Source organism: Neisseria sp. P0020.S005 (genome assembly GCF_051957055.1).
GTDB classification, from domain to species: domain Bacteria; phylum Pseudomonadota; class Gammaproteobacteria; order Burkholderiales; family Neisseriaceae; genus Neisseria; species Neisseria subflava_A.
Window position 1 is genome coordinate 19,615 of the sequence record NZ_JBQCWV010000014.1, and the last position, 23,029, is coordinate 42,643.

The window sequence follows — 23,029 nt, forward strand, 5'->3', positions numbered from 1 at the left end:
AGTGTCGTATGTCAGACGAAAAATTAGAACAAAACGGCTTAAGCCGTCGTTCATTCTTAGGTACTGCCGCTGCTTCCGGTGCAGGTATTGCCGGTGCCGGTTTGTTGGGCTTGGCCGGTTGCTCTAACGGTGAGGGTGATAAAGCTGCTGCTTCTGGCGCAGCTCCTGCTGAAAAAGCAGCTGCTCATTCTGCCGAGCCGGGCAAAATGACTTCCGAAGTGGGTCCAGGTGAACTTGACCAATACTACGGTTTCCTGTCAGGCGGTCAATCAGGCGAAATGCGCTTGATCGGTTTGCCATCTATGCGCGAACTGATGCGTATCCCAGTATTCAATATGGACAGCGCTACCGGTTGGGGTCGTACCAACGAGAGTCTGAGCGTTTTGAACGGAAACATTACGCCGGAAACCCGTAAATTCCTGCAAGACAGCGGTCTGCGTTGCTACCCTAACGGCGACTTGCACCACCCGCACTTGTCTTTCACCGACCAAACTTACGATGGCCGTTATGCTTACGCCAACGATAAAGCAAACACCCGTGTTTGCCGCGTCCGCTTGGATGTAATGAAAACCGATAAAATCATCGATATTCCTAATGCTTCAGGTATCCACGGTCTGCGTCCGCAACGTTATCCGAAAACCGGTTACGTTTTTGCCAACGGCGAACACATTGTTCCAGTTGACGGCGTAGGTAAATGGGATGATGCGAAAACTTGGAATGCCGTTTATACCGCAATTGACGGCGAAACCATGGAAATCGCATGGCAAGTTTTGGTAGACGGTAACTTGGACAACGGCGATGCCGACTACCAAGGTAAATACTCTTTCTCTACCTGCTATAACTCTGAACGCGCTCTGACTGTACAAGGTGCTTCTTCCAACGAGCAAGACTGGTGTGTGGTATTTAACCTAGCCGCTATCGAAGAAGGCATCAAAAAAGGCGACTTCAAAGAAGTTAACGGCGTGAAAATGTTGGACGGCCGTGCAGAAGCCAACTCTCCATACACCCGCTACATCCCTGTGCCTAACTCTCCTCACGGCTGTAACGCAAGCCCTGATGGCAAATACATCATGCTCAACGGTAAACTGTCTCCAACCGTTACCGTATTGGATGTCAGCAAACTGGACGATTTGTTTGCAGGCAAAATTAAAGAGCGCGATGTTGTCGTAGCTGAACCTCAACTGGGTCTTGGCCCATTACACACTGCATTTGACGGTCGCGGCAATGCTTATACTACATTGTTTATCGACAGCCAAATGGTGAAATGGAACATCGACGATGCGATTAAAGCCTACAAAGGCGAGAAAATCGATCCGATCAAACAAAAATTGGACGTTCACTATCAACCTGGCCACAACCACACTACCATGGGCGAAACCAAAGAAGCCGACGGTAAATGGTTGGTGTCTTTGAACAAATTCTCCAAAGACCGCTTCCTGAACGCAGGTCCTCTGAAACCTGAGTGTGACCAATTGATCGACATCTCCGGCGACGAAATGCGTCTGGTTCACGACAACCCGACTTTTGCAGAACCACATGACTTCTGTCTGGTTTCCGCCTCCAAAGTAAATCCAAGCAAAACTTGGGACCGCAAAGACCCATGGTTCTGGAAAGATGCTTTGGAACAAGCACAAAAAGATGGCGTTGAGCTGGAAAAAGCCGCTAAAGTCGTACGTGAAGGCAACAAAGTACGCGTGTACATGACTGCCGTTGCGCCTGCATTCAGTATCCCTCAATTTGAAGTGAACCAAGGCGACGAAGTGACCGTATACGTAACCAACGTTGAGACCATTGAGGACTTGACTCACGGTTTCACTTTGGAAGGCTACGGTATCGCTATGGAGATCGGCCCGCAAGCGACATCTTCTGTAACCTTCAAAGCAGTTCGTCCAGGCGTACACTGGTACTACTGCCAATGGTTCTGCCACGCATTGCACATGGAAATGTCAGGCCAAATGATTGTTAAACCAAAATAATTTTGGTTTGATGATTTAATCCTTTAGGCCGTCTGAAAAGACATTCTTTCAGACGGCCTTTATAGCAAAGCTGTTTGTCAGCTAGTATGGCAATGAGATATAAGCCATCATCAGACAGCTTTGCTATAACATCAAAATACCTGTTTCTGCATAGGTTTATCATGTAGAAAACAGGCCGTCTGAAATTGAGATATAATTATGACGCATACACCATCCCATCGTTCCAAATGGCAACGTGCCGCATTCGTATTGCTATTTGGCAGTATGGTTCAGACGGCCTTTGCCGCAGTCATCAACGTATCTGCACAAGACAATCTTAATGATGCTTTAGCGCGCGCCCAAGCCGGCGATACGCTCAAGCTTGCCTCCGGTACATACAAGACCAAACTTTATATCGACAAACCGATTACCATTGAAGGTCCAGCCGATCGCTCCGCCAAGATTGTCGGCGACAGGAGCGGGCGTACCATTGCCGTTCATGCGCCTGACGTAACTCTGCGCAATCTGACAGTTTCCAATTCAGGCTTGAGCCTGCCGGCCATGGATGCGGGCATTTATCTTGAGGAAACGGCTCCGCGCGCATTGGTTGAACACAATAATGTCTTGGACAACTCTGTTGGCGTGTACATTCATGGCGCGGCAGAATCGATGGTGCGCGAAAATAAGATTGTCGGGGAAGCCACATTGCGCGTGAATGAGCGCGGTAATGGCGTAACGGTTTGGAATGCGCCGGGCGCGCAAGTAGTCGACAACGATATTTCCAAAGGCCGTGACGGTATTTTCTCCAACACCAGTACCAAAAATACCTATAAAGGCAATCGTTTCAGCGATTTGCGTTTTGCAGTGCATTATATGTACACCAACGACAGCGAAGTCAGCAACAATATCTCCGTCGGCAACAACATGGGTTATGTGCTGATGTTTTCCGAACGCCTGAAAGTGTATGGCAACATTGCCGTTGGCAGCCGCGACCAAGGCATTATGCTCAACTACGTCAACTATTCCGATATTAACGACAACATTATCAACAAAGCCGGTAAATGCGTATTCGCCTATAACGCCAACTTCAATAAAATTTTTGACAACCATTTTGAAAACTGTCAAATCGGCATTCACTTTACCGCGGCTATTGAAGGCACAAGCCTGTCCAATAATTCGTTTATCAACAACGAAAGCCAAGTTAAATACGTCAGCACCCGTTTCCTTGATTGGGGAGAGGGCGGCCGAGGCAATTATTGGAGCGACAACAGTACATTCGATCTTGATGGCGATGGTTTTGGCGATAATGCCTATCGACCGAACGGCATCATAGACCAAATCATTTGGCGCGCCCCCGTGTCCCGTCTGCTGATGAACAGCCCTGCCGTCAGCATTGTCAAATGGGCGCAATCTCAGTTCCCCGCTATTTTGCCGGGCGGCGTCATCGACAGTAAGCCATTGATGAAACCGATCAGCAACAAAACAAGCACCAAATACGAAGCCATGAAGGATGAGCTGTTGCACGAAGCCAGTACGCGCCAATCCGATTGGAGTGATGCCGAAAACGGATCTTTGAATTAAACATGTTTTCAGACGGCCTTTTGAATGAGGCCGTCTGAAACAGCACAAAGGAATTATTCATGACCAACCACGTCGAATTAAGAAACGTGACCAAACAATTCGGCAGTCAAAAAGCCGTCAACCAAGTCGATTTAGTCCTCAAAGCAGGCGAAAGCGTCGGCATGGCAGGGCATAACGGTGCAGGCAAATCCACCATCATGAAGCTGATACTCGGCCTGATTACACCGACCGAAGGCGAAGTCATGTTGCTGGGCGAGCGTACCGGCAGCAAGGCAGGCGCACTGCTTCGCAGCCAAATCGGCTACCTGCCTGAAACCGTCGCGCTTCATCCTTCATTGACCGGCATTGAAACCATGGATTTCTATGCCAAGCTGAAAAAACAGCCCTTGAGTAAAAACCGTGAGTTGTTGGAACGCGTCGGCATTTCTCAAGCGGCACGCCGCCGTGTCGGCACTTACTCCAAAGGTATGCGCCAGCGTCTCGCTTTGGCACAAGCCTTGTTGGGCGAGCCTAAAGTCTTATTGTTTGACGAACCGACCACAGGCCTTGACCCGGCTTCACGCCAAATGTTTTACGAAGTCGTGCGCGAGCTGAATGGACGCGGTGCGACCGTATTGCTCAGCACGCACGCGCTTGCCGAACTCGATGGCCACGCCGACCGCATTATCGTCATGAAAAACGGTGTGAAAGTTGCCGATGGCAGCATGGATGAGTTGCATGTTCAAAGTGGTTTGCCGTTGACCGTCAATGTTCGTTTGAAAGAAGCGCGTCCGTTGAGCGAGCGTTGGCAGCCGCTTTCAGACGGCCTGTCGTATAAAGCGCAATGTAAAGCCGAAGAGCGTATGGGGCTTTTGAGTGAATTGGGTGATTTGGGCAACCTTGCCTATATCGATATCCATACCCCGACACTTGATGATATGTACGCACAATTCTTAAAAAGGGAAGACGTATGAACCCCGTTTGGATTATTACCGGTAAAGAAGTCCGCGACAGCCTGCGCAACCGTTGGGTACTCGCCGCCGCGCTCCTGCTTGCCGCGCTTGCCCTGTCATTGGGTTTCCTGGGCAGCTCGCCCACCGGCACAGTCAAAGTCGATCCGTTGACCGTTACCGTTGTCAGCCTCTCCAGCCTATCGATTTTCCTGATTCCGCTGATTGCGATGTTGCTCTCTTATGACGCGCTGATTGGCGAAATCGAACGCGGCACGATGGCGCTGTTGTTGAGCTATCCGATTTCGCGCAACCAAATCCTTGCCGGCAAATTTATCGGCCATCTCATCATCCTTGCCCTTGCCACCACGGCAGGCTATGGATTGGCCGGCATTACCCTCCAGCTTGCCAACGGCGGCTTTGACCTTGCCGCATGGAAACCTTTTGCCCTCCTGATTGTTGCCAGCGTGATTCTTGGTGCAGCCTTTTTGTCTATGGGTTATTTGATCAGCGCGAAAGTTAAAGAACGCGGTACTGCCGCCGGTATCGCCATCGGCGTATGGCTGTTTTTTGTGGTGATTTTCGATATGGCGCTTTTGGGTGTTTTGGTTGCCGATACCGAACAAGTTATTACCGCGCCTGTTGTAGAAACCATTCTCTTGTTCAATCCTTCCGACATTTACCGTCTGCTCAACCTGACCGGTTATGAAAACACCGCGATGTACGCAGGGATGGCCGGTTTGAGCGATCAAATCAGCCTGACTATGCCGGTTTTGCTGACGGCGCAGGTATTATGGGTTATCATTCCCTTGGTCTTGGCCGCCTGGATTTTCGGAAAGAGACAAATATGAGAAAAATATTATTTACAGCATTCACCATCCTTGCTTTATCTGCTTGTAGCAAAGAGGAAAATACTCCTCCGCCTACGCCCCAACGAATCAGCGACAGTGCAGTCGGTCATTACTGCAGCATGAACTTGACCGAACACAACGGTCCTAAAGCGCAAATCTTCTTGAACGGCAAACCTGACAAACCGGTTTGGTTTTCCACCATCAAGCAGATGTTCGGCTACACTAAACTGCCTGAAGAGCCCAAAGGCATTCATGCTATCTATGTTACCGATATGGGCAAAGTCAAAGATTGGGAAAAACCCAATGCCGACGCCGAATGGATAGATGCGAAAAAAGCCTATTACGTTATCGAAAGCAGCTTTATCGGCGGCATGGGTGCGGAAGACGCGCTTCCGTTTGCCGACAAAGCTCAGGCTGAAAAATTCGCCAAAGAAAAAGGCGGCAGAGTAGTCGGTTTTGCAGAGATGCCCGACGAATACATTTTCAAGTAAAACAATCAATAAAGGCCGTCTGAAACTGTTTCAGACGGCCTTTATGTTGGAAGCTGTCGATTGATGATTTAATGAATGCGGCTTTCAATGTAAAGATAAAAATCCAAGGAATACTTTATGTCCACCCCCTTAACGCGCCGCCGTTTCCTTGCCATCGCCGCCACACTTGCCGCCGGTGTCGGCATTCCTTTTGCCATCAGCCGCAAAACCACTCAGCCGATTCATCCGGCTAGCCTAAATCAAGAAGAGCAGCCAGTTATTTGGAGAGGCATTGCATTGGGTTCGGGTGCGGAGTTGCGTTTGTTCGGCGTTGAGCGTAAGCAGGCGGAAATATTGGTCAACAAAGTATTGGCGGAAGTCTCACGATTGGAAAAAATCTTCAGCCTGTATCGTGACGACAGCCTGATCAGCCGCTTAAATCGAGAAGGCCGTCTGAAAAATCCGCCATCCGATTTTTTGCAGCTGCTCAGCATCAGCCGAGATATCCATCAGCTGACGCAGGGTGCGTTTGATCCTAGCATTCAGCCATTGTGGAATTTGTATGCCGACCACTTCAGACGAAACCCTAAAACCGAAATGCCGCCATCTGAGCTCAGTATTAAAGAAACGCTCAAATTAGTGGATTTTAACAAAGTCGATTTTGATACCAAAGAAATCCGTTTTGCCCAAAAAGGCATGGGCTTGTCGCTCAACGGCATTGCGCAGGGCTATATCACCGACAAAGTAGCCGAATTGTTGAAGCAGCAAGGCGTTACCCAGGCATTGATTGATATGGGGGAGATTTACGGCTTTGATAATGCCAACCAGCGCGAGTGGAATGTCAGCATTCGCAATCCTGACCAAGAAGACCAAATCCTCACCACCATTGCCATGAAAAATCAAGCCTTTGCCACATCGGGCGGCTATGGCACGGTAATGGACGAAGCTGGCAAATTTACTCATCTTTTTGATCCGCGTACAGGCGGAAGCCAACCGCGTTATAAAAGCATGAGCGTCATGGCGGAGAGTGCGGCGGTTGCCGATGCCTTTTCTACCGCATTCTCCATTATGGATGAAGCAGCCATCCGTACTGCGGCTCAAGTTAAAAAGGCACAGGTTTGGCTGGTGATGCCGAATAATGAATTGAAGAAGATTGGAAGTTGAGGAGAAGGGCAGCCTTGCCTGTGATTTTGACTATGTGCATAGGGCAGGGAAGGGAAGGCTCGATTACTGAAATAATGGAGGATAAAAAAAGAAGGGCTGCCCAAGGGAGCAACCCTGAAACTCTTGCAGCTGGGAGTAATTAGCAAGAGATTACGACACTTAAAACAAAAATTCACTCATTTCAAAGCATGAAGCTTTAATATCTAAGCAATACGGTTTCAACCGCTCAAACCCCTTCGATACGGAGAAACACAACATACATGGGAAAATCCGACAAAGTGGTTTGAAGCAATTCAGATGAACGGTCTGTAATGCAGATAACCGGATGTCTTTAGATGAACGGTATAATATCAGGATAAACGGAACATTACTAGTGAATATTATAAAAAATTAGAATAATTCATTTAGTAATTGATTTTATTGAATAAAAATATGACTTTTTATTGAACTTTTTTACAACATATTGATTTGGTTTTAAAAAGGGAATTATGTAAGTATTTGGCGTTAATCAAAAAACTTGTTTTGAGCTTTGGGAATAGATAATCAATAGAAAAAGGCCGTCTGAATGTTCAGACGGCCTTTTTTTAAAAAGTTACTTATTTGGTTGCAGAAGCAGTAGAAGCAGCTTCGGCTTGAGCGCCTGCAGCTGCGTTTTCACCCCATGCAGCAGGATATTTGTAACCGGCAAAGCGTTTTTGTGAGTAAGCTTTGAACTCGTCAGAGTTGTAGGCTTCAGTTACATCTTTCAGCCATTGGCTGTCTTTGTCGGCAGTGCGGACGGCAGACCAGTTAACGTAGGCAAAGCTTGGCTCTTGGAACAGGGCTTCAGTCAGTTTCATGCCGCTGCTCATAGCGTAGTTGCCGTTAACGATGGCAAAGTCAACGTCGGCACGGCTGCGCGGCAGTTGGGCGGCTTCAAGTTCTACGATTTGGATGTTTTTTGGATTTTCGGCAATATCGTTTTTAGAAGCAGTCAGCGGGTCAACGTCGGCTTTCAGTTTAATCCAGCCCAATTCGTTCAACATAACCAATGCACGGGCAAAGTTGGACGGGTCGTTAGGTGCAGAAACGCTGACGCCGTCTTTCACTTCGTCCAAAGATTTCAGTTTGCCAGGGTACAGGCCCAAAGGAGCAGTCGGTACTTGGAAGGCTTCTACGATGTCCAGTTTGTGTTCTTTTTTGAAGTCGTCCAGATAAGGTTTGTGTTGGAAGATATTGATGTCCAATTCGCCTTCAGCCAAAGCAAGGTTGGGACGCACATAGTCGGTGAATTCGATCAGTTTGACTTTATAGCCTTTTTTCTCCAAAGCCGGTTGGATTTGGTCTTTTACCATATCGCCGAAGTCGCCGACGGTTGTACCGAAGACGATTTCTTTTTTCTCTGCGCCATTGTCGGCAGAAGAAGCGGCAGAAGCAGCAGGCGCGCTGTCTTTTTGACCGCCGCAGGCAGCCAGTACGATGGCCAGCGCAGCGGCTGAAAGGGTTTTGAAGAATGTGTTGATTTGCATATTTTGCTCCTAATGGATGATAAAACGGTTTCAGACGGCCTCAAGCCGCCGCCGTCAAAAAAGAGGGATTGTAAATCTATTTTGGAAATATGAGGATGTTTTTTGTAAATTTATTTGGAATATATGCCCTAAATAGATAACAGGCCGTCTGAAAAATAGTAAGTCCATTTCAGACGGCCTGTTTGCTTAACGTTTATCCAGTTTGCGCGCCAATCTGTTGCCGATACCTTGAATCAGGATAACGAGTAAAACCAGGATGGCGACAATGAAGATGATGACTTCCATTTGATAGCGGTAGTAGCCGTAACGGATGGCAAGGTCGCCCAAGCCGCCGCCGCCAATCATGCCTGCCGCTGCGCTGTACGACAGAAGGCCGATAGCCAGTACGGTAATGCTGGAAACCATACCTGCGCGCGCTTCATTCAAAAGCACTTTGCAGATGATGCTCATGGGTGAGGCACCCATTGCGGAGGCCGCTTCAATTACGCCTCTGGGTACCTCGCGCAGGTTTTGCTCGACCAGACGGGCGAAGTAGAACAAGCCGGATACGCTCAATACCAATGAGGCGGCAACCGGGCCGATGGTCGTGCCGATGATGGCGCGTGTAACAGGAATCATGGCAATCATCAGGATGACGAAAGGGAACGCACGCATCAGGTTGACCAGGTTGTCCAAAAACAAATTCAGCTGTTTGTTGTAGTGCAACTGATGACTTGATGTCACAAATAGCAATACGCCTAAAATCGTACCGAAGATAACGGCAAAAGTAGTCGATAGACCGACCATAATAAAGGTTTCGCCCAAGGCTTGGATAATTTCGCCCTTCATGCTGACGATGGTCTCAACAGCACTTTCAAATGTTAAATCTGCCATATTAGTCCTCTCGAATCAGCTCTTGCCCGATTTCGGATTGGGCATGGATTTGGTTGCCGTGTACTTCAACGATTTCCAGCAGACGGCCTTTGTCCAAGAGGGCGGCACGGTCGCACAGGCGGCGGATAACGCTCATTTCGTGGGTAACGATGACGATGGTTACGTTGAAACGTCGGTTGATGTCTTCCAAACACTTCAAAACGCTGCGCGTAGTGGCGGGGTCGAGGGCAGAAGTGGGTTCGTCGGCGAGGATGACTTGAGGTTGCGGTGCCAGCGCGCGGGCAATGCCGACACGTTGTTTTTGACCGCCGGAAAGTTGGGACGGGTAATGGTTGGCGCGGTCTTGCAAGTCGACGATTTCCAAACATTCTTCAACACGCGCTTGGATTTTTTTAGACGGCCATTTGGCAATTTCTAAAGGGAAGGCGACGTTTTCGGCAACGGTACGGTTGCTCAATAGGTTGAACTGTTGGAATACCATGCCGATGTTTTGTCGGGCGTGGCGCAGTTGCGTGGCGTTGAGCGCGGTCAGTTCTTGGCCGCATACGCTGACTGTACCTGTATCCGGACGTTCCAATAAGTTAATCAGGCGCAGCAGGGTGGATTTGCCTGCGCCGGAATAGCCCATCAGGCCAAAGATTTCACCCTGTTTGATTTCGAGGCTGGTCGGCTCGACGGCGACAAAGTCTTTGTTGTCGCGTGTTTGATAGTGTTTGGAGACGTGATCCAGAATAATCATGGTTTATCCGTGTTTTCTTTAATTCGTGTGGCCATCAGGGTGTGCAGACGGCGGTTGTCGGCACGTGCGACGGTAAATTGCAGGCTGCCGATGATGACTTTTTCGCCGCGCACGGGCAGGTGTCCCAACTCTTGAATGACCAGGCCGCCGATGGTGTCGGCTTCTTCGCTGCTGTATTCCGTGCCGAAGAAGGTGTTGATGTCTTCGATTTCGGTAGCCGCGTGGATGCGCCAGCGTTCGGAAGAAACGGCGTGGATATTATCGGCGCTGTCGTCTTCGTCAAACTCGTCTTCGATTTCGCCGACGATTTGCTCAATGATGTCTTCAAAGGTGACCAATCCGGATGTGCCGCCGTATTCGTCGATGACAATCGCCATGTGGTTGCGCTGTTCGCGGAACTCTTTTAAAAGGGCGGTCAAAGATTTGCCTTCGGGAACGAAAACGGCAGGGCGCAAGACGGATTTCAGGTGGAACTGCTCGGGGTTGAACATATATTTGAGCAGGTCTTTGGCGTGCAAAATGCCCAAAACTTCGTCTTTGTCTTCACCAATGACGGGGAAGCGCGAATGGGCAGTTTCGATGACGTAGGCCGTGATGCGCTCGATGCTGTCGTTCTCTTTCAATACGTTCATGCGGCTGCGCGTAATCATGGCGTCGCGAACTTCCAGCTCGGCAAAGTCCAATACTTTTTCCAGCCGGGTCAGTGTGTCGGCGTCAAAAACTTCCTGCTCGTGCGCTTGGCGCAGCAGGGTCAATACGTCTTCGGCGGAGTCGGGCTCGCCGGCAAGTCGGGAGATTAGGCGTTCGAAAAACTTGGGTTTCGACTGCGTACCGTCCATTTTAATATTCGTCCTCTTGGTAGGGGTTGGGGAAGCCTGCCGCCAGCATCAGGCGGATTTCTTCGGCTTCCATTATTTCGGCTTCATCGTCTTCGATGTGGTCGTAGCCCATCAGGTGTAAAGTACCGTGTATGGTCAGGTGGGCAAAATGCTGCTCGGGTGTTTTGCCTTGTTCGGCGGCTTCTTTTAAAACCACTTGCGGGCAAATCACCAAATCGCCATACAGGCCGTCTGAAAACTGGTCGGGCAGGATTTCGCCTTCGTTGAGCGCGAAACTCAATACATTGGTGGCGTAATCTTTGCCGCGGTAGTCGCGGTTGTAGGCGCGGGCTTCTTCTTCGTCCAGAAGAATCAGGCTGATGTCTGCGCGGCGGTATTCGTTTTTCAAGGCAGACCACGCCCAGCGGTAGAAATCGTTCTCTGAAGGAAGGTTGGCGGCGGAAGAAGCGTTTTCAAAGTTCAGATGAAAACGTTGCCGCTGTAAGGATAAAAAAGGATATTGTTTGGCGCATTTCATTTCAGTGGTTTACATCATAAAGAATAATAAATTGTGTAAATATACAAAACATTTACCAATTTCCATGATAGAATTGATTCACATTTTTAATATAATTTCAAGTAATTCCTAAGTCTTTACTTGATCTGATATTGTAAATGAATCCTTTTTGAGGGATTGAATTATATGTGATTTTTTTTGTCAATGTAAGATAAGATTGAGGGAGACTCAAATGAAAGAGTTAAATTCCAAAGAGTTACAATATGTCAGTGGTGGAATGAATTGGAAAGGTCGAGAAATGAGTGTTAATGTCATAGACATGCGCTCAGGTTATGCTCATACCCCATTGCCTTGGAATCCTAGAATTATGATTCCTAATCCTTTTGCCCATTATCGTCAAACTGGTCGATTCTGGTAAAATATCCTAAAGACAGTTTATTTGTAAGCGTCCCCGTCGTATAGTTAGTTATACGATGGGGATATTGCTGAGGATTTAGTATGAGATATGGATTAATTCAGTTAAGTTTAATCCTTCTTGTTGCCTGCTCCGCCAAACCACAGAATTCCGTATCAGAAATGCGCGGCACTATGCGTATTTCGCTGGAAGAAGCGGAATTGTTGTTTCAAGGCAAAACGTATTATTTAAACGATCCTCGTGGAATACTTCTGCCCCTTATCAAAGAAGCAAGGCAGAAAACGGGTGCGTTTGAAGTAGTGCGCGAAGTGTGCGTAAAAGGGCATAAGATTACGCGAGAAAATAACAGCGGGAACAGTTTCGGTGCATCAGGAAGATACGAGCAGGCTATCATTGTAGAAAGTTTGTGTTAGACTGGTGTCTTGTTAGTCCCGATTGCTGGAAATAATCATGAACCCGAAAAAACTCGTTATCGCCAGTCGCGAAAGTCTGCTTGCCATGTGGCAGGCAAAACATATCCAAGGCCGTCTGAAAGCCCTGTATCCCGATTGCGAAGTCGAGATTTTGGGCATGACCACGCGCGGCGACCAGATTTTGGACAGAACTTTGTCAAAAGTCGGCGGTAAAGGCTTGTTTGTCAAAGAGTTGGAACAGGCTTTGTATGACGGTCGAGCCGACTTGGCCGTGCATTCTATTAAAGATGTGCCGATGGATTTGCCTGAAGGTTTCGCGCTTGCGGCCATCGGCGAACGCGCCAATCCGTTTGACGCATTTGTATCCAACCAATACGCACGTTTGGAAGAAATGCCCAAAGGTGCTGTCGTCGGTACATCCAGCCTGCGCCGCGAAGCCCAGTTGCGCGCGCGCTATCCGCATTTGGTTATCAAACCTTTGCGCGGCAATGTGCAAACCCGTTTGTCCAAACTCGATAACGGCGAATACGACGCGATTATCTTGGCCGCCGCCGGTTTGCAGCGTCTGGAACTGGACGAACGCATCCGCATGATTTTGTCGGAATCCGACAGTCTGCCTGCTGCCGGACAAGGCGCATTGGGTATTGAAATTGCAGCGCATCGCGAAGATTTGTACGAAGTCTTAAAGCCGTTGAACCACGATACCACACACGCCTGCGTTACAGCCGAACGTGCGTTGGCGCGCGCTTTGGGCGGAAGCTGCCAAGTGCCGCTGGCCGCATATTGCACTGAAGAAAACGGCTTGCTGACCTTGCGCGGCTTGGTCGGCCATCCTGACGGTTCGGTCATTTTGCAGGCGGACGCGCAAGCCCCTGCCGAATATGCCGATGCCTTGGGTCGTGCAGTCGCCAAAAAACTGGCAGATGATGGTGCGGAAGAATTGATTGCCGCCGTATTGCAAGAACAGGCTTAAAACAGCATAGATCATTTAAAAGGCCGTCTGAAACTTTCAGACGGCCTTTATTTTTTGATGCTTAAGGATTCATAATCCGCGCAACCAAAGCTTTTTCTTTGCCTTGCATATTCGGGATTTTGACCTGAATGCCGTTGCCTGGGGCAACATCGACAGGCTGGCCTTTGCGGGTCATTTGTTCCAATTTGATGGTTTGGTTGCCGCTCGGGTGGATGATTTCGAGTGAATCGCCGATGGCAAAGCGGTTTTTGACTTCGATGGTTGCCCAGCCGTTTTCATCAATTTCGGTAACATGGCCGACATATTGGCTTTGTTTGGCGATGGAGTGGCCGGTCAGGTAGTTTTGGTAATCCTGAGTTTGGTGGCGCTCAAGGAAGCCGCTGGTGTAGCCACGGTTGGCAAGGCCTTCGAGTTCGCTCAACAAGCCGTAGTCAAACGGACGGCCTGCAACGGCATCATCAATCGCTTTGCGGTAGGACTGGGCCACGCGTGCAACATAATAAAGCGACTTGGTGCGGCCTTCGACTTTGAGGCTGTCCACGCCGATTTTGGCCAGTTTCTCAACCACTTCAATACCGCGTAGGTCTTTGGAGTTCATGATGTAGGTGCCGTGTTCGTCTTCCATAATCGGCATCATTTCGCCCGGGCGGTTGGACTCTTCAATCAGGAAAACTTTGTCGGCGTAGGGATGGCGTTTTTGACCATTGATGCCTTCAAAGTTTTGGTTGGCTTCTTCTTGGGCTTTTTCAAAGTTGAAACCTTGCAGAAGTTGGGCATCGCCCGCGTCGCTTTCGACGGCGTTGTGGACTTTGTAATCCCAACGGCAGGAATTGGTGCAGGTGCCTTGGTTGGGGTCGCGGTGGTTGAAGTAGCCGGAGAGCAGGCAGCGGCCGGAGTAGGCAATGCACAATGCGCCGTGAATGAAGACTTCGAGTTCGATGTCGGGGCATTCTTGGCGGATTTCGGCGATTTCTTCCATGCTCAATTCGCGCGACAGGATGATACGTTCGACACCGATGTTTTGCCAGAATTTTACGCCCCAGTAGTTGGTGGTGTTTGCCTGTACGGACAGGTGGATCGGCATTTCCGGCCATTTTTCGCGCACAGTCATGATTAAGCCCGGATCCGCCATAATCAGCGCGTCAGGTTTCATGGCAATCAAGGGCTCCATATCGGAAACAAAGGTTTTGAGTTTGGAGTTGTGCGGTAGCGTGTTGACGGTCAAAAAGAATTTTTTGTTGCGCTCGTGCGCTTCTTTAATGCCTTGCTCGAGAACGTCGAGTTTGGCAAATTCGTTGTTGCGGGCGCGCAGGGAGTAACGCGGGCTGCCGGCGTAAACGGCATCTGCGCCGTAATCGTAGGCAGCGCGCATACGTTCGAGGCCGCCGGCCGGTAATAAGAGTTCGGGTGCTTTCATGTTTTATGCTTTTTAAAATGTTTTCAGACGGCACTCAAGGGAAGAGGGAAGGCCGTCTGAAATATGTTTGAAGAATGGGCGGATTATCCGCTGTTTTTGCATTTCGGTCAATTTTGTGTCGGGTTTGCGCTTTGTTTTTTATACGGAAAATGTCCTATCAGAGAATAGCTAATGGCAGGCGGTAAAAGATGTTAGCATTAAGGCTAAGAAGTTGAATGCATATAACTTAACGGTTGAAAATGACCATACTTACTTCATTAAAGGAGCTAATAGTGATTCGGATGGAGTATGGGTGCATAATGATTGTTGGCATGCTTTACCTGATGGAGCTAAGCGAGTAAAAGATATTGATGGATATCATGCTTATAAGTTTAAAAATCAGGATGGAAAAGAAATTACTGTGATCAAAAAAGACTTAAATCGTTTTGAAACAGTGAATCATAACGCAGGAACAGATCCTCATTTTAATAGACTATCTCAACGAATTGATGAGCAAACAGGACGTTATTTATCGACAGATAAACCTGTAGATCAATTTTATAATCGTTCCTATCTTCGTTCTGATACCATGAAGAAAATCTTTGAACAATACGAAGCTCTACCTAATGGTGATTACCGAGATAAGATTACTCGTGCGATAATCAAAGGACCAATCGATATAGGACATGCATATGGCTGGGAGCATAGACGATTATCTCTTGCAGCTAAAGAATTAAATCGGAGTCAAAAACAATTTAATGATTATGTAAATGCAAGACCTAATAAATTTAGGTTAGAAAATATGTCTGAAAATCGGAGTCATAGAAATGAGATGCCGGGAAATGGTGATATTCAAAAAATTAAAGAGGATATGAAATTGTTTTTACACAAAAGAGGAAACTAATATGACAAATTTATATGAAGAATATAAAGATGACCCTAAGATGCTTGTTGCGATATCAGATAGAGAAGGAAATATCGCAATGCTGGAGGATATTTTCTTTATAAGTAAAAAGTTAGATATTCACTATGTATCGGCAGACAAATGGAATTGGCTACACCAGTGTAATTTAATTTTTGCGGCTCCATTGTCGGTTGTGGAGTTTTATATAAAACATGGAGTGGAGATTAATGCGCAAGATATGTACGGAATGACTCCTTTGCATTATGCATTACGAAGTAAAAATGCTGAGGCGGCGATAGCGTTGCTCAAAGCAGGAGCAAATCCTAATTTACCCAACCAAGATGGTTTAATCCCTTTATCTATGATTGGATATATCCCAGAGAGATTGGATGTTTTAGAGCTTATGCTTCAAAAAGGGGCAAATGTGCATTACTTAGTAAATGAGGATGAAACCATTCTTGAAAGTTATAAACCTACAGCTAATGAGCCTCAATTAAAACCAATTTATGAATTGATGAAAAAATATTTGTAGTGTTAAATATTGAGTCTATCGGAAGTATCAAGTTCGGTTAATTTTTAGTGAGTTTAAAAACTTCTTAGAAATTAACCGCACTTTGTTTTCAGCCATTTAGCTTAAGTTTTTTGCGATTTTTGTCAAAATATGCTAATTTTTACTATGATGAAAGGTAAAAAGTGGCTGCAATACGTTGGGAATGTAAAAAAAGCAGGGTTGGGCGGAATAATTTAACAAAAAACCGTTCAAGCAATGTATTTTCTTGTAAAATATCAAGCTTCATTTTAAAAAATATTCGGATTAGTTACCGATTTTGACCGACGGAAGATTTATGGATTTTCGTTTTGACATTATTTATGAATACCGCTGGATGTTTTTATACGGTGTGTTGACGACGCTGGGACTGACGGTGGTTGCAACGGCAGGCGGCTCAATTTTGGGTTTGCTGCTGGCATTGGCGCGTTTGATTAATCCGGAAAAAGCCGGTGCATCGATGCGTGCCTTGGCTTGGGTGTTGCGTAAGATTTCTTTTTGGTATGTGACGCTGTTTCGCGGTACGCCATTGTTTGTACAAATTGTGATTTGGGCTTATGTTTGGTTCCCATTTTTCGTTCACCCGGCCGACGGTGTGCTGATTAGCGGCGAAGCAGCCGTTGATTTGCGCCGTTCTTATGGTGCGTTGATTGCCGGTTCTTTGGCGTTGATTGCGAACTCGGGTGCGTATATTTGTGAGATTTTCCGTGCCGGTATCCAGTCGATTGATAAGGGCCAAATGGAAGCTGCGCGTTCTTTGGGTCTGACCTATACTCAGGCGATGCGTTATGTCATTTTGCCTCAAGCGTTGCGCCGTATGTTGCCGCCATTGGCCAGTGAATTTATTACTTTGTTGAAAGACAGCTCATTGTTGTCGGTCATTGGCGTGGCTGAGTTGGCTTATGTACAAAGCACGATTACCGGCCGCTATTCTGTCTATGAAGAACCGCTTTATACAATCGCGCTGATTTATTTGGTGCTGACAAGCTTTTTGGGTTGGGTATTCCTGCGATTGGAAAGCCGTTACAATCCGCAACACCGCTAATCGGTTTGAATAAAAAAAGGAAGACTTTTTCAAGTCTTCCTTTTTTTTTATTTGCCGTCAATGTTTCAGACGGCCTTGAATCAGAATGCTTCGCCGACTTTGACACCGCCTGCGATGTCTTTAGGCGTTGCCAGTTTGGCAGTTGCCTGTTGGGCGGCATGGAATGCTTCGGTTGCCATGATGTCGGCAGCTTCTTGTACGGTCAATGTATTGGCCATGTATTGCCAACGCGCTGCCAAGTCGGCGTTTTCCGGCGCATGGAAACCGTCTCGCAATTCATCTACCAAGTCAGGACGGTTGCACACCAGTACAATATCGCAGCCTGCTTCAAAAGAAAGGCGGGCGCGTTCTTTAATACCACCGACACCGCATGCACCTTCCATGGTCAGGTCGTCTGAAAAGATAACGCCGTTAAATCCGATTTCTTGGCGCAGGATTTGTTTCAGCCATTTTTCAGAGAAACCGGCAGGTTGGCTGTCGGTTTGAGGATAGACGACGTGGGCAGGCATCACTGCCGCCATGCCTGCCTGGCTCAATGCTCGGAAGGGGATAAGGTCGGCGGCTTCGAGCGCTTCGCGGCTGCGTTCGTCACAAGGCAGGACGTGATGGCTGTCGCCTTCGACAAAGCCGTGGCCGGGGAAGTGTTTGCCGCAAGATTTCATGCCGCCTTTGTTCAGGCCTTTTTGCAGGGCAAGGGCAAGCTGAGTCACGATGTTGGCGTCGCGGTGGAAACTGCGGTTGCCGATGACGGCGCATTGACCCCAGTCCAAATCCAATACAGGCGTAAAGGATAGGTCGATACCGCAGGCGGAGAGTTCGGTAGCCAAAACCCAGCCGACTTGTTCTGCTTGGGCGCATGCGGCTTCTTTGCCTTCGTTGTCCCAAATTTCGCCCAATACGTTCATGGCCGGCAGGCGGGTGAAGCCGTCAATAAAACGTTGAACCCGTCCGCCTTCGTGGTCGACGGCGATGATGAGTTCAGGTGTGCGGACGGCTTTGATTTCTTGAACCAAAGCTTTGAGCTGGGAAACGTTTTCAAAGTTGCGGCGGAACAAAATAACGCCACCGACGGCAGGGTCGAGCAGGCGTTGTTTTTCTTCTTCGGTCAGATGGTAGGCGGCGACGTCGGCCATAACTGGGCCGCGTGGAAGATGAGGCGTATTCATTGTTTTGTCCTGAAAATGTATATATTGGATAATCGTTATGTTCAGACGGCCTGAGAGTGTATGAATATCTCAGGCCGTCTGAATATTGGTTTTGAATTAGGCAGTTGCTTTTTTCTTGTCTTTTAAGATGAAAACCAACACAACCATCACGATGCCGGTTACCACAAAACCTAAAGGCGCAGAGCCGGTCATGCCCAGTGCGAGGTAGCCTGTGGCAGCAGATGCGGCTACGGTCAGCGCATAAGGGAATTGCGAGGTAACGTGGTCGATGTGGTTACAGTGTGCGCCGGTAGAAGAGAGGATGGTGGTATCGGAAATTGGCGAGCAGTGGTCTCCAAATACGGCACCGGCCATTACGGCAGACATGCAAGGGATAATCAGCGAAGGTTCGACTTTGACGGCCATGGCGGCGGCAATCGGCAACATGATGCCGAATGTGCCCCAACTTGTGCCGGTAGCGAAGGCCATCACGCCTGCGAGCAGAAACAAAATCACGGGTAGGAAGCCTGCGTGGATATTGCCTGCCACCAAAGTGGAGAGGTATTCGCCGGTGTGCATCTCGCTGACAACGGTGCTGATGATCCATGCCAAAATTAAGATGGTAATGGCACCGCGCATAGAGATGATGCCCTGCCAAATGGCTTTAGGGTAATCGCCGGTTTTGATGGTGCCGATGGTGCAGAGGATGACGGCCAATACGCCGCAGGTGCCGCCGAACACGAGGGAAGTGTTCACATCGGTATTTTCAAACGCGCTGAGCAAAGAGAAGGTTTCAGAAGCTTGTGCGCCAGTGTAAATCATGGCGGAAACCGTGGCGAAAATCAGTACCAAAACCGGCACAATCAGCGCGAATACACGACCGTTAGGATGACCTGTCTCAACAGTTTCATCATGAATTTCGTTCAAAGCGGCACGTTCCAAACGGGCCATGGAGCCGATGTCGAAGGAGAACCAAGCTACGACAAACACCATAATCAACGCGAAGACGGCGTAGTAATTCATCAGGCTCATGGCCACGAATGCGCCCATCGGTGTGTAGTCTGTGATGTTGTAAGTCACCAAAAGGCCGGCCAAAGTAGCGATAATCGATGCCCCCCAACTGGATACTGGCATCAAAACGCACATCGGCGCGGCAGTGGAGTCAAGGATATAAGCCAGTTTGGCGCGGGAAACTTTGAATTTGTCGGTTACAGGGCGGGCAATCGCACCGACGGCAAGGCTGTGGAAATAGTCGTCAATAAAGGTAACGAATACCAAACAGGCAGTCAGCAGTTTTGCACCGCGACGGCCTTTGATGTGCTGTTTTGCCCAATCGGCAAATGCTTGGTTGCTGCCGGAATGAGTCAGCAGGGAAGTGAAAATCCCCAAAAGCACCAAAAAGAGCAGGATTTTGGGTTTGCCCAAAGACCAATCACCGTCCGCCCAAGTCAGGCTGACAGCCATGTCTTTTAAGTGAACCAAGGCATCAAGTGGATTACCGCCTACCAGCAGGAATGAGCCGACGATAATGCCGACACCTAAGGACAGTAATACACGGCGCGTTGCAATGGCCAAGGCGAGCGCGATGGCTGCCGGGACGATAGATAAAATAGAATTCGAATAATTAATAAGTTGCATAATTATATTGTGTATAAGCGGTGAAATATTTTCAGAAGGCCTAAATTGGAAGACGGATAACAAAATACCCACTGCCTCTGACATATGGGTATTTTATCATCTAACACATCATCATGCCGTCTGAAAAATCGGACTACTGCAGATTTAGCGCGAGGAACAAAGTATTGCCGTCGCGTTGTACCAAAAGCGGTACGTTTTTGCCTGAGCTTTCCAATGCGCTACGGAAAGTGGATTCGTCATTGACGCTGATTTGGCTGACGGCAATGATTTCGTCGCCGCGTTTGAGGCCGGCACGTTCGGCCGCACCGCTAACGCGCAGAACGATTAAGCGTTGTTTGCCGTCTGCGTTTTCAACCTGCAGGGTAACGCCTGCATTTTCAACGGTAAATCCGTCATGGCCGCCTTCGTGTTGCGGGTGTTCGGCTTCTTTTGCAGAAGTTTCCGTTTGTTCGGCTGCGCTGCCAAGTTTGACTTTGACATCGGTTTGTTTGCCACCGCGCCAAATGCTCAAAGTCACTTCTTTACCCGGCATCATCGAGCCGACCATGACCGGCAAATCGCTGGAGGCGCGGACTTCTTCTCCGTTTACGCTGCGGACAATATCGCCGACTTGCAACCCGGCTTGTTGCGCTGCGCTGTTCGGCATGATTTTGGCAATCAGTGCGCCGCTTGCTTTGTCCAAACCGAAAGATTTGGCCAAATCATAAGAAACTTCTTGAATAACCACGCCTAATTGACCGCGTTGGACTTTGCCGTTGGCTTTTAATTGATCGGCCACATTCATGGCAACATCAATCGGAATGGCAAACGAAATGCCCATGAAACCGCCGCTGCGGCTGTAAATTTGCGAGTTGATGCCGACTACTTGGCCGCGGAGGTTGAATAACGGGCCACCTGAGTTGCCGGGGTTGATGGCAACATCGGTTTGGATGAACGGCGTGTAGTTTTCATTCGGCAGGCTGCGGCCTTTGGCGGAGACGATGCCTGAAGTTACGCTGTTGTCAAAGCCGAAAGGTGCACCGATGGCGGCTACCCATTCACCTGGTTTCAAATCTTTCGGATTGCCGATTTTGACAACCGGCAAGTCTTCTTGCGGCTCAATTTTTAAGAGTGCAACGTCGGATTGGGCGTCTGAGCCGACCAGTTTGGCAGTGTATTCGCGTTTGTCGTTGAGCAGGACTTTGATGTTGCCCATGCCGGCAACCACGTGGGTATTGGTCAGGATATAGCCGTCTTTGCTGATGATGAAGCCGGAGCCGAAATTCAGATCGTCGCTTTCGGTATCTTCTTGCGGCATGTCTGGCATATTGGGAACGAGACGTTTGAAGAATTCGTAAAACGGATCGTTGTCGGGGAATTGGCTCAGGTCCATGCTATGGTCGTCATCCGGTGTCGCGGTACGTTTTGCCGGTGTCGCTTGAATATTGACGACGGCCTGTCCTTCGTTTTGCACCAGTTGGGCGAAGTCGGGCAGCAACATGCCGACTTTTCCGTCATCGGTATTGGTTTCAATACGTTGAACGAGTTCTTTGTTTTCGTCTTTGCCGAAAAAGGTGCTGACTTTGTCGCAACCTGAAAGAAGGGAGGCTGAGAGGACAGCGAGGGCCAGATATGTGTTTGTTTTAATATTCACGAAAGTTCCTTTTGCCGGTGCCTATCGTATTGTCGGCATGCGTTTGAGCCGGCAGGCAGTTTTATTGTTTGAATGCTGTTTAAATGTATAAGGTAGGATTTTTACACTTTAACGGTTTTTTTTCAAGCATTTCATTTTAAATGAAAAAATGATAATTGGGATTTTATTGTTTTAAGGCCGTCTGAAAACTTTTGAATATGACCTGTCGGTCGGTTCGCTTTTTTCAGACGGCCTTTAAATTGTGGTCAGTCGTGTTGATCCAAATGGTAGATCTGTGCCACGGCATCGATTAATTCGCTGTTGTCCGAGCCGGCTTTGTTGAGCGTGCGTGTCGGAGAGTGGAGCAGTTTGTTGGTCAACTGAATGGAGAGGCGTTCGAGGACATCCTCGGCGGATACGCCTTTTGCCAGTTGCTTCATGGCATTTTCCAATACTTGGCGGCGTGCGCGTTCGCCTTCGTCGCGCAAGGCGCGGATAAGCGGAACGCTTTGGCGGTTTTTCTGCAGGCGGATAAATTCGCTGACCTTTTCTTCCACCATGCTTTCAGCTGCCGCCGCTGCCTTTTTGCGCGCATCTTTACCGCTTTGGACAATGTCCATCATGTCGTCTACGGTATAGAGATATGCATCTTCCAATTCGCCGACTTCGGCTTCGATATCGCGCGGAACGGCCAAATCCAGCAGGAAAACAGGCATGTTATGGCGTTTTTTCAATGCGCGTTCGACCATGCCTTTGCCGACGAGGGGCAGTTGGCTGGCGGTGGAAGAAACAACCACGTCGTAATCGTGAAGAATATCGGGCAATTCATTCAACAGGCAGGCTTCGGCGTTGACACCGAGTTTGTCGCACAATTCCTGCGCGCGCTGGTGTGTACGGTTGGCAACGGTAATGAGCTTGGGATTTTTGGCGGCAAAATAAGTGGCCACCAGTTCAATCATTTCGCCTGCGCCGATAAAGAGGACGTTCAGATCGGAAATAGAAGGGAAAATTTGCTCTGCCATTTTGACCGATGCCGAAGCCATGGAGACGGAGTTTTCGCCGACAGCAGTGTCGGTACGCACTTCTTTGGCAACGGCAAAGGTTTTTTGAAACAGGGCGTTTAAGTGGGTGTTGATGCTTTCCTGTTCTTGAGCAACGCGGACGGCATCTTTGATTTGACCGAGAATTTGCGGTTCGCCCAAGACCATGGAGTCCAAGCCACAGGCGACACGGAAGGCGTGGCGGACGGTTTCATTATTATCTAAGGTATAGAGGTAAGGGCGGATTTCTTCGGCAGGCAGGTCGTGATATTGTGCCAACCAGTCGATGATTTTTTCGGTTTCACCGACGCAGTAAAGCTCGGTTCGGTTACAGGTAGAAAGAATGACTGCTTCTTCCGCCGCCTCACTGCGCGCGAGATTGGACACGGCATCCGGCAGATTTGCAGCTGCAAATGCCAGTTTTTCGCGTATGCTCAAGGGCGCGGTTTGGTGATTGAGTCCGACGACGGTAAGTTGCATGGTTATGGTATGACTG

General features: G+C 48.6%; 22 protein-coding genes and 1 pseudogene. 13 read left to right on the top strand and 10 right to left on the bottom strand.

Annotated features, from left to right (window positions below; translation table 11 throughout):
- Positions 1 to 8: 8 nt before the first annotated feature.
- The 6 genes from nosZ (at position 9) to ACTHTU_RS10370 (ending at position 6,950) form a co-directional block, all read left to right on the top strand.
- On the top strand, positions 9 to 1,976 hold the full coding sequence (gene nosZ / locus ACTHTU_RS10345; RefSeq protein WP_070583437.1) for a TAT-dependent nitrous-oxide reductase: 1,968 nt from the start codon (positions 9 to 11) through the stop codon (positions 1,974 to 1,976).
- 198 nt (positions 1,977 to 2,174) lie between these two features.
- On the top strand, positions 2,175 to 3,536 hold the full coding sequence (locus ACTHTU_RS10350; RefSeq protein WP_285071148.1) for a nitrous oxide reductase family maturation protein NosD: 1,362 nt from the start codon (positions 2,175 to 2,177) through the stop codon (positions 3,534 to 3,536).
- A gap of 59 nt (positions 3,537 to 3,595) precedes the next feature.
- The gene (locus ACTHTU_RS10355) at positions 3,596 to 4,489 is read left to right on the top strand and encodes an ABC transporter ATP-binding protein (RefSeq protein WP_003684436.1); all 894 of its coding nucleotides are present in this window, start codon (positions 3,596 to 3,598) and stop codon (positions 4,487 to 4,489) included.
- The gene (locus ACTHTU_RS10360; RefSeq protein WP_070459269.1) at positions 4,486 to 5,316 is read left to right on the top strand and encodes an ABC transporter permease; all 831 of its coding nucleotides are present in this window, start codon (positions 4,486 to 4,488) and stop codon (positions 5,314 to 5,316) included. Before ACTHTU_RS10355 ends, ACTHTU_RS10360 begins: the two co-directional genes overlap by 4 nt.
- A complete protein-coding gene (locus ACTHTU_RS10365) occupies positions 5,313 to 5,807 on the top strand; it encodes a nitrous oxide reductase accessory protein NosL (protein WP_070459272.1) in 495 nt (164 codons plus the stop codon). The genes ACTHTU_RS10360 and ACTHTU_RS10365 overlap by 4 nt, the downstream gene beginning before the upstream one ends.
- A gap of 117 nt (positions 5,808 to 5,924) precedes the next feature.
- Positions 5,925 to 6,950: an FAD:protein FMN transferase gene (locus tag ACTHTU_RS10370; protein ID WP_440362493.1), complete on the top strand. Its 1,026-nt coding sequence runs from the start codon at positions 5,925 to 5,927 to the stop codon at positions 6,948 to 6,950.
- Between the two features lie 596 nt (positions 6,951 to 7,546).
- Here the strand turns inward: ACTHTU_RS10370 and ACTHTU_RS10375 are convergent.
- The 5 genes from ACTHTU_RS10375 to ybeY all read right to left on the bottom strand — a co-directional run bounded on the left by ACTHTU_RS10375 (position 7,547) and on the right by ybeY (position 11,426).
- Positions 7,547 to 8,458: a MetQ/NlpA family ABC transporter substrate-binding protein gene (locus ACTHTU_RS10375; protein ID WP_070589559.1), complete on the bottom strand. Its 912-nt coding sequence runs from the start codon at positions 8,456 to 8,458 to the stop codon at positions 7,547 to 7,549.
- A 186-nt stretch (positions 8,459 to 8,644) separates the two neighbouring features.
- Positions 8,645 to 9,331 carry a methionine ABC transporter permease gene (locus ACTHTU_RS10380; RefSeq protein ID WP_070587440.1) on the bottom strand — a complete coding sequence of 229 codons (687 nt, stop codon included), beginning with the start codon at positions 9,329 to 9,331 and terminating at the stop codon, positions 8,645 to 8,647.
- Position 9,332: 1 nt separating this feature from the next.
- Complete coding sequence (locus tag ACTHTU_RS10385) at positions 9,333 to 10,070, bottom strand: methionine ABC transporter ATP-binding protein (RefSeq protein WP_004519679.1); 738 nt, start codon at positions 10,068 to 10,070, stop codon at positions 9,333 to 9,335.
- On the bottom strand, positions 10,067 to 10,909 hold the full coding sequence (locus ACTHTU_RS10390; protein WP_070589562.1) for an HlyC/CorC family transporter: 843 nt from the start codon (positions 10,907 to 10,909) through the stop codon (positions 10,067 to 10,069). The genes ACTHTU_RS10385 and ACTHTU_RS10390 overlap by 4 nt, the downstream gene beginning before the upstream one ends.
- 1 nt (position 10,910) lies before the next feature.
- Entirely contained in the window at positions 10,911 to 11,426 is a 516-nt protein-coding gene (ybeY, locus tag ACTHTU_RS10395; protein ID WP_440362494.1) for an rRNA maturation RNase YbeY, read from the bottom strand.
- 211 nt (positions 11,427 to 11,637) lie between these two features.
- On the opposite strand from ybeY, the gene ACTHTU_RS10400 reads away from it, so the two are divergent.
- The 3 genes from ACTHTU_RS10400 (at position 11,638) to hemC (ending at position 13,206) form a co-directional block, all read left to right on the top strand.
- On the top strand, positions 11,638 to 11,823 hold the full coding sequence (locus ACTHTU_RS10400; protein ID WP_440362495.1) for a hypothetical protein: 186 nt from the start codon (positions 11,638 to 11,640) through the stop codon (positions 11,821 to 11,823).
- A gap of 80 nt (positions 11,824 to 11,903) precedes the next feature.
- Positions 11,904 to 12,233: a hypothetical protein gene (locus ACTHTU_RS10405; RefSeq protein WP_440362496.1), complete on the top strand. Its 330-nt coding sequence runs from the start codon at positions 11,904 to 11,906 to the stop codon at positions 12,231 to 12,233.
- A 37-nt stretch (positions 12,234 to 12,270) separates the two neighbouring features.
- Positions 12,271 to 13,206, top strand: a complete 936-nt coding sequence (hemC, locus tag ACTHTU_RS10410; protein ID WP_107810756.1) for a hydroxymethylbilane synthase — start codon at positions 12,271 to 12,273, stop codon at positions 13,204 to 13,206.
- 61 nt (positions 13,207 to 13,267) lie between these two features.
- On the opposite strand, the gene trhP is transcribed toward hemC, so the two are convergent.
- Positions 13,268 to 14,623, bottom strand: a complete 1,356-nt coding sequence (gene trhP, locus ACTHTU_RS10415; protein ID WP_070606783.1) for a prephenate-dependent tRNA uridine(34) hydroxylase TrhP — start codon at positions 14,621 to 14,623, stop codon at positions 13,268 to 13,270.
- A gap of 187 nt (positions 14,624 to 14,810) precedes the next feature.
- On the opposite strand from trhP, the pseudogene ACTHTU_RS10420 reads away from it, so the two are divergent.
- The 4 genes and pseudogenes from ACTHTU_RS10420 to ACTHTU_RS10435 all read left to right on the top strand — a co-directional run.
- Positions 14,811 to 14,915 (top strand): annotated as a pseudogene (locus ACTHTU_RS10420) (polymorphic toxin-type HINT domain-containing protein); the annotation flags it as partial.
- The gene (locus ACTHTU_RS10425) at positions 14,916 to 15,506 is read left to right on the top strand and encodes a GH-E family nuclease (RefSeq protein ID WP_440362510.1); all 591 of its coding nucleotides are present in this window, start codon (positions 14,916 to 14,918) and stop codon (positions 15,504 to 15,506) included.
- A 1-nt stretch (position 15,507) separates the two neighbouring features.
- Positions 15,508 to 16,038: an ankyrin repeat domain-containing protein gene (locus ACTHTU_RS10430; protein ID WP_296184646.1), complete on the top strand. Its 531-nt coding sequence runs from the start codon at positions 15,508 to 15,510 to the stop codon at positions 16,036 to 16,038.
- 313 nt (positions 16,039 to 16,351) lie between these two features.
- Positions 16,352 to 17,098 carry an amino acid ABC transporter permease gene (locus ACTHTU_RS10435; protein WP_440362497.1) on the top strand — a complete coding sequence of 249 codons (747 nt, stop codon included), beginning with the start codon at positions 16,352 to 16,354 and terminating at the stop codon, positions 17,096 to 17,098.
- Positions 17,099 to 17,178: 80 nt separating this feature from the next.
- On the opposite strand, the gene nagZ is transcribed toward ACTHTU_RS10435, so the two are convergent.
- The 4 genes from nagZ to hemA all read right to left on the bottom strand — a co-directional run bounded on the left by nagZ (position 17,179) and on the right by hemA (position 23,013).
- Positions 17,179 to 18,264, bottom strand: a complete 1,086-nt coding sequence (gene nagZ / locus ACTHTU_RS10440) for a beta-N-acetylhexosaminidase (protein WP_440362498.1) — start codon at positions 18,262 to 18,264, stop codon at positions 17,179 to 17,181.
- Positions 18,265 to 18,360: 96 nt separating this feature from the next.
- Complete coding sequence (locus tag ACTHTU_RS10445) at positions 18,361 to 19,881, bottom strand: Na+/H+ antiporter NhaC family protein (RefSeq protein ID WP_440362499.1); 1,521 nt, start codon at positions 19,879 to 19,881, stop codon at positions 18,361 to 18,363.
- Positions 19,882 to 20,014: 133 nt separating this feature from the next.
- On the bottom strand, positions 20,015 to 21,514 hold the full coding sequence (locus ACTHTU_RS10450) for a DegQ family serine endoprotease (RefSeq protein ID WP_440362500.1): 1,500 nt from the start codon (positions 21,512 to 21,514) through the stop codon (positions 20,015 to 20,017).
- A 245-nt stretch (positions 21,515 to 21,759) separates the two neighbouring features.
- Positions 21,760 to 23,013: a glutamyl-tRNA reductase gene (hemA, locus tag ACTHTU_RS10455; protein WP_003684306.1), complete on the bottom strand. Its 1,254-nt coding sequence runs from the start codon at positions 23,011 to 23,013 to the stop codon at positions 21,760 to 21,762.
- Between the last annotated feature and the right edge of the window lie 16 nt (positions 23,014 to 23,029).

Bases quoted from the DNA above. Each gene is read 5' to 3' on its own strand.
- ACTHTU_RS10360 (WP_070459269.1), top strand. From the start codon at position 4,486: ATGAACCCCGTTTGGATTATTACCGGTAAAGAAGTCCGCGACAGCCTG.
- ACTHTU_RS10355 (WP_003684436.1), top strand. From the start codon at position 3,596: ATGACCAACCACGTCGAATTAAGAAACGTGACCAAACAATTCGGCAGT.
- ACTHTU_RS10435 (WP_440362497.1), top strand. From the start codon at position 16,352: ATGGATTTTCGTTTTGACATTATTTATGAATACCGCTGGATGTTTTTA.
- ACTHTU_RS10380 (WP_070587440.1), bottom strand. From the start codon at position 9,331: ATGGCAGATTTAACATTTGAAAGTGCTGTTGAGACCATCGTCAGCATG.
- nagZ (WP_440362498.1), bottom strand. From the start codon at position 18,264: ATGAATACGCCTCATCTTCCACGCGGCCCAGTTATGGCCGACGTCGCC.
- ACTHTU_RS10365 (WP_070459272.1), top strand. From the start codon at position 5,313: ATGAGAAAAATATTATTTACAGCATTCACCATCCTTGCTTTATCTGCT.
- ACTHTU_RS10370 (WP_440362493.1), top strand. From the start codon at position 5,925: ATGTCCACCCCCTTAACGCGCCGCCGTTTCCTTGCCATCGCCGCCACA.
- ACTHTU_RS10445 (WP_440362499.1), bottom strand. From the start codon at position 19,881: ATGCAACTTATTAATTATTCGAATTCTATTTTATCTATCGTCCCGGCA.
- ybeY (WP_440362494.1), bottom strand. From the start codon at position 11,426: ATGAAATGCGCCAAACAATATCCTTTTTTATCCTTACAGCGGCAACGT.
- ACTHTU_RS10405 (WP_440362496.1), top strand. From the start codon at position 11,904: ATGAGATATGGATTAATTCAGTTAAGTTTAATCCTTCTTGTTGCCTGC.
- nosZ (WP_070583437.1), top strand. From the start codon at position 9: ATGTCAGACGAAAAATTAGAACAAAACGGCTTAAGCCGTCGTTCATTC.
- ACTHTU_RS10375 (WP_070589559.1), bottom strand. From the start codon at position 8,458: ATGCAAATCAACACATTCTTCAAAACCCTTTCAGCCGCTGCGCTGGCC.
- ACTHTU_RS10390 (WP_070589562.1), bottom strand. From the start codon at position 10,909: ATGGACGGTACGCAGTCGAAACCCAAGTTTTTCGAACGCCTAATCTCC.
- ACTHTU_RS10385 (WP_004519679.1), bottom strand. From the start codon at position 10,070: ATGATTATTCTGGATCACGTCTCCAAACACTATCAAACACGCGACAAC.
- ACTHTU_RS10400 (WP_440362495.1), top strand. From the start codon at position 11,638: ATGAAAGAGTTAAATTCCAAAGAGTTACAATATGTCAGTGGTGGAATG.
- ACTHTU_RS10430 (WP_296184646.1), top strand. From the start codon at position 15,508: ATGACAAATTTATATGAAGAATATAAAGATGACCCTAAGATGCTTGTT.
- hemC (WP_107810756.1), top strand. From the start codon at position 12,271: ATGAACCCGAAAAAACTCGTTATCGCCAGTCGCGAAAGTCTGCTTGCC.
- hemA (WP_003684306.1), bottom strand. From the start codon at position 23,013: ATGCAACTTACCGTCGTCGGACTCAATCACCAAACCGCGCCCTTGAGC.
- ACTHTU_RS10350 (WP_285071148.1), top strand. From the start codon at position 2,175: ATGACGCATACACCATCCCATCGTTCCAAATGGCAACGTGCCGCATTC.
- trhP (WP_070606783.1), bottom strand. From the start codon at position 14,623: ATGAAAGCACCCGAACTCTTATTACCGGCCGGCGGCCTCGAACGTATG.